Raw genomic sequence first — 11850 nt, forward strand, 5'->3', positions numbered from 1 at the left:
GTCCTTTGTCCGCCAGCTCCTCATCAACGGGATCAACCCCGATCCGCTGGAGCGGCGGCAACGACCTGTTGCGTCTCTACCTGCAGGACATCGGTCGGGTCGACCTGCTCACCGCTGAAGACGAGGTGGTGTTGTCGCGCCTCGTGCAGCAATACGAGCGCCTCAAGCGCGAAGAACGTCAATTAGCCGAAGATCATCCGGCGATCGAACGGTTGCTGTGCCTTGAGGAACTGCAGTTGAGGGAGGCCAACCATCTCTCTCACTGGCCCACAAGGCAGGAATGGGCACGTGCCGCCGAGATGCCTTTGCAAGAGCTGAACCAGGCCATCACCAAGGGCTATGAAACCTGGGCGGGTCTGATTGAATCCGACAGCCGCGACCTCCAGCGGCGTCTGCGTGAAGGGCGAAAGGCTCGTGACCGGATGATCCAAGCCAATTTGCGCTTGGTGGTGGCTGTAGCGAAGAAGTACCAGCACCGAGGCATGGAACTGCTTGATCTGGTCCAAGAGGGAACCTTGGGGCTCGAACGGGCGGTCGAAAAATTTGATTCCACCCGCGGCTTTCGCTTCAGCACCTACTCCTACTGGTGGATTCGCCAAGGGATCACTCGGGCGATCGCCACCCAAAGCCGAACGATCCGCTTGCCCGTTCACATCACCGAGAAGCTCAACCGGATCAAACGGGTGCAGCAAGAGATCGCCAGCAGTGAAGGGCGCACCGCTTCGATGTCAGATCTTGCAAGGGAACTCAGCGTCAGCGAAGACACAGTGCGTCAAACCCTGGCTCGCGTTCCACGGTCTGTGTCGCTGGAAACCAAGGTGGGCAGGAATCAAGACACCCAACTTGGGGAGCTCCTAGAAGACGAACACGCCACACCAGAGCAAACCCTGACCCGCGATGCACTCCACGACGATCTCGAACATTTGCTTGATGAGCTAACCCCGAGGGAAGCCACCGTGATTCGCTGTCGCTTTGGACTGGAAGACGACACACCCCGAACCCTCGCCCAAATCGGCGAAGACATGAATCTCTCCCGCGAACGGGTGCGTCAGATCGAAACCCGGGCTCTGTTGAAACTGCGCCAGCCCCAGCGCCGGAGCAAGGTCCGTGATTACATCCAATCCCTGGATTCTTAAACCAATCACCGGCCATGAGGCCGTGGCACGCACGCAACGAGGCCTCTTTCCGCTTGAAGAGGCTGGCAACTGCCAACGACGAACCGACTGCTGACCTGCTGACCCAACGGCTTCAGATCCACGCAAAACAGCCTGGATGCTGCGCAGCCTGCTGGACAACTCACCATCACTCCAGGCTGGAGCTGACAGCAAGCTCAAAGGGGAGCGCCCGATTGGGAAGCCTCAACAGTTCAGCGCTCATCGAAGCGATATCTTCGGGCTGAGTCATCGCTTCAACGTCCATCGATTGCGTTGGCCAGCGGTCGCTCGGACCGCTGCGCACAGCAGCTGCCATATCCGTATTCACCCAACCAGGACAAATCGCCGTGACCCGAATTCCGGCAGCCCAACCCTCGTTGCGCATGGTTTGGCACAGACCAAGCAGAGCAAATTTGCTGGCGCTATAGGCAGCCAGGCGACCTTTGCTGCGCTTCCCGCTCATCGAAACCAAAACCTGAATGCGACCCTCTCCATGGGCTGCCAACTGCGGCCAGGCGGCACGAGTTAGCCACCACGGTCCCATCAAATTCACATTGATGGTGTGAGCGATTTCTTGTTCTTCGCTGGGCGCAAACAGGAGCGGAACACGGCTGAAGATCCCAGCGCTATGGATCACGCTGTCGAAGCCGCCGAAATGATCAGTGGTGGCCTCGACCCAGGCCTGGGCTGCCGCGGGGTCCTCAGCGGCATAGGGATACAGCAAAACCCGTTCGCTCCCAGCCAGGTCGGGATCCAGGGGCGTCTGCTTCAACGCTGCCCGATCGCGAAGCCCAAGACTGAGGCGATGGCCGTCGGCAAGAGCTCGTTCCGCGACCGCACGACCAATGCCACGACTTGCACCACTAATCAGGAGAGTGCGCACGGCTACCAGGTTGAGGGTCTACAGCGGTAAATTGACACGTTGCCGAGCAAGCCATGGCCAAGTTCGTGTTTGTTACCGGTGGTGTGGTCTCCAGCATCGGCAAAGGGATTGTGGCCGCAAGCCTTGGGCGCCTGCTGAAGTCACGGGGCTACAGCGTCTCAATCCTGAAGCTGGATCCCTACCTGAATGTGGATCCAGGCACGATGAGCCCGTTTCAGCACGGTGAGGTATTTGTCACCGAAGACGGTGCCGAAACCGATCTCGATCTCGGCCACTACGAACGCTTCACGGACACCGCCATGTCGCGCCTAAACAGCGTGACCACCGGCTCGATCTATCAATCCGTCATTAATAAAGAGCGCCGAGGAAGTTATAACGGCGGGACCGTCCAGGTCATCCCCCATATCACCGGTGAAATCCGCGACCGCATTCACCGTGTGGCCGCAAACAGCAATGCCGATGTGGTGATTACCGAAATCGGTGGAACCGTTGGTGACATCGAATCCTTGCCCTTCCTAGAAGCGATTCGAGAATTCAGAGGGGATGTGGGACGACAAGATCTGGCCTACATCCACGTGACCCTTCTCCCCTTCATCGGCACATCGGGAGAACTGAAAACCAAACCCACCCAGCATTCGGTCAAAGAGCTGCGCTCAATCGGGATCCAGCCAGATCTGCTCGTCTGTCGCAGTGATCGCGATATCAATGATGAGCTCAAACGCAAAATTGGCGGCTTCTGCGGGGTGCCCCAGCGAGCGGTGATCCCCTCCTTAGACGCCGACAGCATTTACGCCGTTCCGCTCACACTCGAAGACGAAGGACTGTGCCGTGAAGTCCTCGACGTCCTGGACCTCGAAGATCACGACAGTGACATGGTGGATTGGGTGCAACTGGTGCACAAACTCCGCAATCCCGGGCCTGCGGTAAAGGTGGCGTTAGTAGGCAAGTACATCCAACTCAATGACGCCTACCTGTCTGTCGTAGAAGCCTTGCGCCACGCCTGCTTGGCCCAGGATGCCTCACTGGATCTGCATTGGGTCTGCGCCGAAGAGATTGAACACCAGGGGGCTGATGCCCTACTTAAAGGAATGGACGCCGTGGTGGTTCCAGGCGGATTCGGCAACCGTGGAGTGGATGGCAAAGTCGCCGCCATCCGCTGGGCGAGGGAGCAGCGCGTGCCATTCCTTGGCCTGTGCCTAGGGATGCAGTGCGCCGTGATCGAGTGGGCACGCAATCTGGCAGGACTCACCGATGCCACGAGCGCTGAGCTCGAGCCTGGCACCACCCATCCTGTGATCCATCTCCTGCCTGAACAACAGGACGTTGTTGACCTTGGAGGCACGATGCGTCTTGGCGTGTATCCCTGCCGAGTCACTGCAGGCAGCCTGGCCGCAAGGCTTTATGGAGAAGAGGTGGTGTACGAGCGCCATCGCCACCGCTTCGAATTCAACAACGCCTACCGAAACCTGTTTCTTGAGTCTGGCTACGAAATCAGCGGAAGCTCCCCCGATGGCCGGTTGGTGGAACTGATCGAACTTCCCGAACATCCATTTTTCACAGCCTGTCAGTACCACCCCGAATTCCTCTCCAGACCCGGCCGGCCCCATCCCCTATTCCGAGGTCTGATCGAAGCGGCGCAACAACGCTTGCCCTCCAGCCCCAGCGAAGCCATGCGCCAACAAAACAATTCAGCGGCTGGATCCAGTCATGCCAACCTGCAGCCTTGACCGACTCTTTGCCCGTTGTTGAGACCTTTCACTCTCTTCAAGGGGAAGGGATCCATGCGGGCCGGAGTGCCTTTTTCATCCGTCTGGCGGGCTGCAATGTGGGTTGCAGCTGGTGCGACACCAAGCACTCATGGCCTACTGATTCCCATCCAAAGCGTCTGGTGATGGACTTGGCGACTGAAGCCACTGATGCCGCTGAAACCGGAGCCGCCTTTGTGGTGATCACCGGTGGAGAACCTCTGCACCACAACCTCGATGAGCTCACCTCTGCGATTCGCTCAAGGTGCGGACAGCCCCTGCATCTTGAGACCAGTGGTGTCGATCGATTGAGCGGTGCCCCCGACTGGATCACCCTTTCACCGAAGCGCCACAGGCCTCCAAGACCGGAGGTGGTGCAAACGTGTCACGAGCTCAAGGTTGTTGTGCACGAGCCGGCAGATTTGCTGTTTGCGGAGGTGGTGGCAGCACAAGCGCCCCAGGCCAAATGGCTTCTTCAGCCTGGCTGGGACTGCGAGGAAGGCCTGCAACTCGCCGTGGCCAAAGTCCAGCAAGATCAGCGTTGGCGGTTAAGCGTGCAAAGCCACAAATGGCTTGGCGTGCGCTAGTTGTGCCTCATCCCATTCAAAGTTTCACAGCTTCCTGTTGAAGCGTCTCCGCTTTCCAAACCCTCCAGCGCAACACCACCCCTTCGGGCAGATCCACCACCACCGGCCAAGACGCGTTGTAGGGAATCAAATAGGGCTGCTTACCGAGCGACAAAAAGGATCTGCCTTCCACTTGTTCCTGAGTGCAAGCCATGCGTGTACTGAGCACAAGCACGGGGCCATTTACTTCAAACAAGGCCTTTCCAGAGGCTTCAGGCAGTCGCTGCATCGATAAAGACGGACCCGACAAACGTTTGACATTGCAGTCAACATCCACCTCTTTGCCCACGATCAACTGGACGCGCCAATCGAGTGGATGGGCCGAAATCATCTCGTCATCACTCTTCGGCAAAAGGCCCGAGGGCTGAATCACCCAACGCTTTTGGCCTTGCTTGGGTGCTGGATAACCACTCAGGTCAAGACGAGGAATCGCAGCAGTAGGAGCTGAGGCCGCAACCATCAGCAGCGGCAGTGCCAGCCTCAAGAATCCCAGACCCATGGTCCTACCCCTACGGCAACAGAATGCAAGCATGACCGATTCCACCGCGATTGCCCTGCTCTCGGGAGGGCTTGATTCCGCAACGGCTGCTGCGCTCGCCATCAAGTCAGGCTTCCGCGTGATTGGCCTCTCCTTTGATTACGGCCAGCGCCATCGACGGGAGCTTGATGCCGCCGTAGAGATCGCCAAGGCTCTGAATCTGGATGAGCATCACACCATCAACGTGAATTTGGCGATGTGGGGAGGCTCCTCACTCACCGATCACACCCAAACCCTTCCCACCAGCGGCGTTGAGGCGGGCATGATTCCCAACACCTACGTCCCAGGGCGAAACACCGTGTTCATTGCGATCGGACTCAGCCTCGCCGAGGCGCGAGGCGCCGATCGACTCGTGCTGGGCGTGAATGCCGTGGACTACTCGGGCTATCCCGACTGCCGGCCCGATTATCTAGAGGCGTTTCAGGATCTCGCAGACCTCAGCAGCCGCGCTGGACGACAGGGCCATGGTCCAAAGCTTTGGGCACCACTTGTGGAGTGGAGTAAACAGCAAATTGCAGAGGAAGCATTGCATCTAGGGGTTCCCATCGAACGCACCTGGAGTTGCTATAGCGGAGGCGACGTGCCCTGTGGTGTCTGCGATAGCTGCCGCATCCGTGATGAGGCGCTGATCGCCGCCGGGCGGCCGGACCTATGCAGCCCAGGCCGTCGATGAACGCCAATCAAGCCGGCACCCAAAAGCTCATTCGCAGCAAGCATCTCTGGATCGAACCTGATGTAGTCGCACAAGCGCTCGCCGAAGAGCATGGAGAAGCTGGCTTGATTTGGTTGGACGGGGATGCCAGCGAGCTTGGCCGTTGGCTCACCCTGGCAGCTGACCCTCTCGAGCAACGCTGCTGCCGTGGATTGCCGGGAGAGATGGGAGCCACCAATCCGTTTGAGGCTCTACGCTCGCTCGATCCTGGGCACTGGACGGGCTGGCTTAGTTACGACGCCGCCGCGTGGCTCGAACCCAAAAACGCCTGGCGAAGCGATGCCATGGCGAGCCTTTGGATCGGGCGCTACGACCCCGTTTTGCGCTTTGACCTACAACTCCGGGAGATTTGGATTGAGGGGCTTGATGCCAAGCGCCATGCCGCAATGGAGCGCTGGATTCTGGGCCTGAGTGAACAAGGCAACCGAGTCCCTAACGCACTCCCCAACTCCAAACCCCTGCATACAGCTTGGGTACGCCACAGCGACAGGAAGGCTTATGCCAAGGGCGTCGAGCACATCCGTGATCTGATCGCGATGGGTGATCTCTTTCAAGCCAATCTCACCAGTTGCTCCAGCACAACATTGCAGGAATCGATCAACAATCTGGAGCTCTTTCGGCGCTTGCGTCGAGCCTGCCCGGCACCCTTTGCTGGTCTGGTCGTTGCCAGCGGTGAGGCCGATGGTGAAGCACTCCTGTCCACATCGCCGGAACGCTTCATGGAAGTGCTGCCCAATGGTGCTGTTCAAACAAGGCCGATCAAGGGAACACGCCCTCGAGATTCCGATCCACAACGGGATGCTGATCAAGCAGCTGCATTGGTGTGCAGCGAAAAAGACCGTGCTGAAAATGTGATGATCGTCGACTTGCTGCGCAATGACCTTGGCAGGGTCTGCGTTCCTGGCAGCGTCGATGTTCCTCAACTGGTCAATCTCGAAAGCTACGCCCGGGTCCATCACCTCACCTCAGTCGTGAGCGGCCAACTCAGGGACGGACTGAGCTGGGTGGATCTATTGGAATCGAGCTGGCCTGGTGGTTCGATTAGTGGTGCACCAAAACTGAGAGCGTGCCAAAGGCTTCAAGAATTAGAACCCCAAGGTCGAGGTCCCTACTGCGGCTCCTTGCTAACGCTGAACTGGGATGGACGTTTTGACAGCAATATTTTGATTCGCACCGTTCTGCGCAAAAACAATGAGCTTCGGGTGCATGCAGGCTGCGGCATTGTTGCCGACTCGGATCCGCAAGCAGAAGCCGACGAACTCGACTGGAAACTGCTGCCACTTTTGGAGGCATTGAAGTGACAGCATCTCAGCCACAAGACTCCATCGCCTGGATCAAGGGAAAGTGGGGGCGTCCTGCAGAACTGGAGCTGCCACTGAGCGACCGGGGGCTGCTGCTCGCCGATGGACTATTCGAAACGGTCCTCATTGATCACAACCATCCCTGCTTATTAGACGCACACCTCCGTCGATGGGATGAAAGTGCTGACCTTTTGGGAATGGCACCACCCCCAAAAAGGTCCTGGTTGGATCCATTGATTCAAGAAGCGATCGAACGACTTGGACTCGAGCAGATGTACGGGGCCCTGCGCCTGAACTGGAGTCGAGGCGATGGGAGCAAGCGAGGGATTGGCCTCGATCACAACCCAGCCGATCCATCCAGGCATCGGTTTTGGATGACGTTGCAAACCCATACGCCAACATTTCAGACGGTACGCACATGGATCAGTCGTCATGAATATCGGCATGCCTACAGCCTGATGAGTCGATGCAAAACGTTCGCCTATGGCCAAGCGATTCAAGTGCGGCGGGAGGCTCAACAGAGGGAGGCTGAAGATGGATTAATGCTCAGCACCAATGGCTCACTGTGCTGCGGCAGCAGCGCAAACCTTGTTGTGCAACGCCATGGCCAGTGGCTCACACCCCCCATAAGCGATGGCTGCCTGCCTGGAGTGATGCGGGGACAAGCCCTCAAGCAGGGACTGATAAAAGAGCAGTCGCTTTCAGCAGAACCGCAACCTGGTGATCAATGGTTATTAATCAACAGCCTTGGCTGCAGGACGATCAGCCAAGTGAATGGAGAACCACTCACGAATCACGGAAATGGAGAAGCTTTTTGGAGATCCTTGTTGCTGTCGCATTCTGAGCAGTGATTGCCATCCTGAGCGCAACAGGCCGCGATCGGCGCTATGGAATGACGGCGTGACTAGAGCCTCAAGAGCCTCACCTTGACCATCTTCACCGGAACCATTGGCTCGGGATAGGGGGTGGATTCCATCCTTCTGGCTCTGGCTTTTACGGAACTGAGAGACATGGCGCAAGTGGTGCTGCCGATCGCGGTCAACAGCGCTCTGCCTGAAGTTTCATCCCACGCGCTCACACACTTAAGAAACGATCCACCACGTCTTGGCTGAGCTCAGCCGTAGACCCACTCGCCACAATCCCGCCACGCTGCATGGCGTAATACCTGTCAGCTTGGCGCACAAATTGCAAATGCTGTTCCACCAGCAAAACGCCAATCCCTTTCTCAGCGATAATTCGTTGAACGGCAGCCTCAATGTCCTGCACAATATTGGGCTGAATCCCCTCAGTGGGTTCATCAAGAAGCAACAATTTAGGCTGACCTAACAGAGCACGAGCAATGGCAAGCTGCTGCTGCTGACCACCAGAAAGATCACCACCTTTACGTGAAAGAAACTCCTGGAGAATTGGGAAGAGCTCATAAACAAAGGGGTCGATACGATGATTTCGAGCAAGACCTCCTGGAAGGGCCTCCATCCCCAACATCAAATTCTCTTCAACAGTTAGTTGAGGAATAATTTCTCTCCCTTGAGGCACATAACCGATTCCTGACCTTGCTCGCCGATGAGGAGGTTGACGCTCTATTCCATTACCTTCAAAGACAATCTCACCAGACCGTGGCTTAAGCAAACCGATCAGAGACTTCAGAAGAGTGGTCTTACCCACGCCATTGCGGCCAATGAGGCAGACCATTTCCCCTGCAAGGACCCTCAAATCAACATCTCGAAGGATGTGACTCTCGCCGTAATAGGTATTGAGGCCCCGAATCTCCAGCATTGTCATTGAGCGTCGTCCTCCTTGGTTCCTAAATAAACTTCAATCACGCGAGGATCTTGTTGCACCTGGTCCATCGATCCCTCACAAAGAACATGGCCCTGATGCAACACCGTCACAGGACTGTCAAGACGACGGATGAATTCCATATCGTGCTCAATCACTAAGACAGTGTGATCTCCAGCCAAAGACTTCAGCAAATCAGCCGTAAGATCAGTTTCCTCATCAGTAAGACCTGCAACTGGTTCATCCACCAGCAAGAGGTCTGGATCCTGACCAACCAACATCGCAATTTCCAACCACTGTTTCTGTCCATGAGACAGAGCTCCTGCTCTCCAGTCGGCACGAGACTGAAGATTAACGATGTTCATAAGATGGTGAACTTGGTCGCGCTGTTCGGCACTAATTCGACCAAAAAGCAAGGTCCAAGGCTGCTTAGACCGACTAACAGCCAATGCCAAGTTGTTTTGAACCGTTAAATCTTCAAACACGCGAGGGCTTTGGAATTTGCGTCCGATTCCAAGTCGAGCAATGCGGTGTTCTGGGATTCCAACCAGAGAGCGACCTTTAAAGAGCACGCCTCCTGAGCTAGGCGCAACCTTTCCAGTGATGACATCTAGAAACGTGGTCTTCCCAGCTCCATTGGGACCAATCACCGCCCGCAATTCCCCAGGCCGCAAGCTGAGATTAAGGTCCCGAAGGGCAAGAAAACCGTCAAAACTAACTGTGATGTCCGTGAGCTCCAGCAGTGGTCTGGAGCCAGAAACGATTCTGCTCATGGCTGCACCTCATCATTGCCATCAACTTCAAGTTGCGGATACGTACCGATAGGCCGAGGAAAACCCACACGAGTCATCAGATTCCTTGGACCTTCTCCACGGAACCAACCAATCACACCCTCAGGCAATGCCGTCACCACAAGAATGAACAACCCACCTTGGATAAACAGCCAGCTCTGGGGCATGGCTTCGCTCACCAGGCTCTTGGCGTAGTTGATCGCAACCGCTCCGAGGATCGCGCCAACAAGGGTGCCGCGACCACCAACAGCCACCCAAATCACCATCTCGATTGAGAACGGCACCGTCATGAATTGGGGGGACACAATTCCAGACTGAACGGTGTAAAGAGCTCCACCAATGCCAGCCAAACTGCCAGCAATGGCAAAAACTAACGTCTTAAACAACGTGGGGTTGTACCCCGCGAAGCGCAGGCGCGGTTCATCATCTCGAATGGCAATCAGCACATCGCCAAAGCGACCACGCACCACCCAGCGCACAAACAGCCACATCAGGATCACCATCACAGCAGTGACCCAAAAAAAGCCACGCTGCATCTCCGCCGACCCCACCATCTGACCGAACAACTGGGTCACATCGGTCTTGAGTCCATTGGTTCCATTAATCAATTTCTGCTGACCGTTGAAGAAGTTAAAAAACACCAACAACGCAGCTTGGGTAAGGATTGAGAAATAAACACCCTTAACGCGATTTCGAAAAACCAGGTTGCCAAGCAGGCCAGCCAACAGCCCAGGGACCAGCCAAATCGCCACCAGGGTGAACCATGGCGAATGGAACGGCTGCCAGAAAGCAGGTAGACGATCTACCCCATAGAGGGTGAAAAACTCAGGGATGCCGTTGAGTAAATCTCCCGAGCTGTTCAGCTGCAAGTACATCGCAGCCGCATATCCGCCGAGTGCAAAGAAAATGCCCTGGCCAAGGCTGAGCAGGCCTGTGAAACCCCAAATTAAATCGATGCCCAGAGCAACAATGGCCAACGCAAGGAAGCGGCCCAAAAGATTGAGTCGAAACACGGGCAGCACCGATGGTGCCGCCACGATTGCCGCAATGATCAACACCCAGAGAATCACCAGGGGCCATCGGCGTTGTTGAAAAGCATTCATCATTGTTTTAAGCCTCCACCATGCGTCCCTTCTGCGGGAAGAGGCCCGCTGGACGGAACTGCAAGAACACCACAATCAAGGCGAACACCAAGACCTGAGCCATGCTGGTTGTGGCAAAAAAGGTCACAGTTCCAGCCAAAGGCGACGGCATATCTGGCCAGATCGTGAGCAATCGTCCGGCCCCAATGAGGTCCGTTAACAAGCCGATCGCAAAGGAGGCAAGAACGGTGCCGAGCAGGTTGCCAACACCTCCGAGCACCACAACCATGAAGCAGCCCACGATGTAAGAACCACCAACATTTGGGCCGACGGAACCTAAAAGTGACACCGCTACGCCAGCCACACCGGCCAGGCCAGAGCCGATACCAAAGGTGAGCACGTCAACGGTGTCGGTAGGAATGCCAAGGCAATCACTCATCGAACGGTTCTGAGTTACGGCACGAATGCGCATCCCCCAGACGCTTCGATTGAGGAACCATGTAACACCGACCACTGCGACGATCGTCATCACGATGATCACCAGGCGTGGAACCGGGAACGTGATATCCATCCACTCGATGCCACCCCGCATCCACTTCGGTGCCGTGACGTCGACATTGCGGGATGTGGCCCGGGCAATGCGACTGATCTGCGACGCCAAAACACCAGCAAGCAAGACACCGCCAAGGGCAGACACCGCCCAGGTGATGGCGCGGTTGATGCGTGCCCGAGCTCCTTCAAAAAACCGATGAGGCAGCACCAATGGCAAACCAAATCCGAGCACCAAAGCCAGGATCAGCCCAGCCGCATGCGCTAAAGGAACACTGCGAACAAACTGCTGCAAAATCAAACTCACACCCCAAGTAGCCAGCAACGTCTCCAACGGACTGCCATAAAGACGTCGAATTACTGTGCGTTCAAGAAGGATCCCAACGACTCCACTGACAACGAATGCCAAAGGAATTGCCACCAATACATAGAGGCCATAAATAGGTTGAAAAGCGGGAAGCTTGAAGACCATTTGCACCACGTAAGTGGTGTAAGCCCCAAGCATCATCAACTCACCATGGGCAAGATTGATCACACCCATCAAACCAAAAACAATGGCCAATCCAAGAGCGGCCATCATCAGCACTGAGCCGATTGCGACACCATTGAAGAGGCTTTCTAGCAGCAGTTGCACGAGCTGAAATCAAGGACAAAAAAACAACAAAAGGAGGAGTCCGTAACCGAACTCCT

General features: G+C 56.2%; 12 protein-coding genes. 6 read left to right on the plus strand and 6 right to left on the minus strand.

The window, feature by feature from the left end; all coding sequences use genetic code 11:
* The first annotated feature begins 5 nt into the window (after positions 1-5).
* Entirely contained in the window at positions 6-1136 is a 1131-nt protein-coding gene (locus SynPROS91_RS11660) for an RNA polymerase sigma factor, RpoD/SigA family (protein WP_186517113.1), read from the plus strand.
* Between the two features lie 166 nt (positions 1137-1302).
* Here the strand turns inward: SynPROS91_RS11660 and SynPROS91_RS11665 are convergent, their stop codons facing one another.
* Positions 1303-2037, minus strand: coding sequence for an SDR family NAD(P)-dependent oxidoreductase (locus SynPROS91_RS11665; RefSeq protein WP_186517121.1), 735 nt, complete (start codon positions 2035-2037; stop codon positions 1303-1305).
* 53 nt (positions 2038-2090) lie between these two features.
* Here SynPROS91_RS11665 and SynPROS91_RS11670 point away from each other — a divergent pair, with 53 nt between their 5' ends.
* Both SynPROS91_RS11670 and SynPROS91_RS11675 read left to right on the plus strand, forming a co-directional pair.
* The gene (locus tag SynPROS91_RS11670) at positions 2091-3764 is read left to right on the plus strand and encodes a CTP synthase (protein ID WP_186517123.1); all 1674 of its coding nucleotides are present in this window, start codon (positions 2091-2093) and stop codon (positions 3762-3764) included.
* Complete coding sequence (locus SynPROS91_RS11675) at positions 3761-4369, plus strand: 7-carboxy-7-deazaguanine synthase QueE (protein ID WP_186517125.1); 609 nt, start codon at positions 3761-3763, stop codon at positions 4367-4369. The genes SynPROS91_RS11670 and SynPROS91_RS11675 overlap by 4 nt, the downstream gene beginning before the upstream one ends.
* A gap of 16 nt (positions 4370-4385) precedes the next feature.
* Here SynPROS91_RS11675 and SynPROS91_RS11680 read toward each other — a convergent pair whose 3' ends face one another.
* The gene (locus SynPROS91_RS11680; protein ID WP_186517127.1) at positions 4386-4907 is read right to left on the minus strand and encodes an ecotin family protein; all 522 of its coding nucleotides are present in this window, start codon (positions 4905-4907) and stop codon (positions 4386-4388) included.
* Between the two features lie 31 nt (positions 4908-4938).
* Here SynPROS91_RS11680 and queC point away from each other — a divergent pair, with 31 nt between their 5' ends.
* Genes queC through SynPROS91_RS11695 form a run of 3 tightly spaced genes read left to right on the plus strand, consistent with a single transcriptional unit; the run spans position 4939 to position 7810 of the window.
* Complete coding sequence (queC, locus tag SynPROS91_RS11685) at positions 4939-5619, plus strand: 7-cyano-7-deazaguanine synthase QueC (RefSeq protein ID WP_186517134.1); 681 nt, start codon at positions 4939-4941, stop codon at positions 5617-5619.
* The gene (locus SynPROS91_RS11690; RefSeq protein WP_186519801.1) at positions 5616-6959 is read left to right on the plus strand and encodes an anthranilate synthase component I family protein; all 1344 of its coding nucleotides are present in this window, start codon (positions 5616-5618) and stop codon (positions 6957-6959) included. Before queC ends, SynPROS91_RS11690 begins: the two co-directional genes overlap by 4 nt.
* A complete protein-coding gene (locus SynPROS91_RS11695; RefSeq protein ID WP_186517136.1) occupies positions 6956-7810 on the plus strand; it encodes an aminotransferase class IV in 855 nt (284 codons plus the stop codon). The genes SynPROS91_RS11690 and SynPROS91_RS11695 overlap by 4 nt, the downstream gene beginning before the upstream one ends.
* A gap of 223 nt (positions 7811-8033) precedes the next feature.
* On the opposite strand, the gene urtE is transcribed toward SynPROS91_RS11695, so the two are convergent.
* The 4 genes from urtE to SynPROS91_RS11715 are packed head-to-tail and all read right to left on the minus strand — an operon-like array spanning position 8034 to position 11794.
* Entirely contained in the window at positions 8034-8741 is a 708-nt protein-coding gene (urtE, locus tag SynPROS91_RS11700) for an urea ABC transporter ATP-binding subunit UrtE (RefSeq protein WP_186517138.1), read from the minus strand.
* Positions 8738-9511, minus strand: coding sequence for an urea ABC transporter ATP-binding protein UrtD (gene urtD / locus SynPROS91_RS11705; RefSeq protein ID WP_186517140.1), 774 nt, complete (start codon positions 9509-9511; stop codon positions 8738-8740). The genes urtE and urtD overlap by 4 nt, the downstream gene beginning before the upstream one ends.
* The gene (gene urtC, locus SynPROS91_RS11710) at positions 9508-10635 is read right to left on the minus strand and encodes an urea ABC transporter permease subunit UrtC (protein WP_186517142.1); all 1128 of its coding nucleotides are present in this window, start codon (positions 10633-10635) and stop codon (positions 9508-9510) included. Before urtC ends, urtD begins: the two co-directional genes overlap by 4 nt.
* Before the next feature lie 4 nt (positions 10636-10639).
* Complete coding sequence (locus tag SynPROS91_RS11715; protein WP_186517144.1) at positions 10640-11794, minus strand: branched-chain amino acid ABC transporter permease; 1155 nt, start codon at positions 11792-11794, stop codon at positions 10640-10642.
* Positions 11795-11850 lie beyond the last annotated feature (56 nt).

The sequence above is a fragment of the Synechococcus sp. PROS-9-1 genome (genome assembly GCF_014279775.1).
Classification (GTDB): Bacteria; Cyanobacteriota; Cyanobacteriia; order PCC-6307; family Cyanobiaceae; genus Synechococcus_C.

What these genes read in the sequence shown, in the direction of transcription:
- SynPROS91_RS11690 (WP_186519801.1), top strand. Translation starts at nt 5,616, where the DNA reads ATGAACGCCAATCAAGCCGGCACCCAAAAGCTCATTCGCAGCAAGCAT.
- queC (WP_186517134.1), top strand. Translation starts at nt 4,939, where the DNA reads ATGACCGATTCCACCGCGATTGCCCTGCTCTCGGGAGGGCTTGATTCC.
- SynPROS91_RS11680 (WP_186517127.1), bottom strand. Translation starts at nt 4,907, where the DNA reads ATGGGTCTGGGATTCTTGAGGCTGGCACTGCCGCTGCTGATGGTTGCG.
- SynPROS91_RS11670 (WP_186517123.1), top strand. Translation starts at nt 2,091, where the DNA reads ATGGCCAAGTTCGTGTTTGTTACCGGTGGTGTGGTCTCCAGCATCGGC.
- urtE (WP_186517138.1), bottom strand. Translation starts at nt 8,741, where the DNA reads ATGACAATGCTGGAGATTCGGGGCCTCAATACCTATTACGGCGAGAGT.
- urtC (WP_186517142.1), bottom strand. Translation starts at nt 10,635, where the DNA reads ATGATGAATGCTTTTCAACAACGCCGATGGCCCCTGGTGATTCTCTGG.
- urtD (WP_186517140.1), bottom strand. Translation starts at nt 9,511, where the DNA reads ATGAGCAGAATCGTTTCTGGCTCCAGACCACTGCTGGAGCTCACGGAC.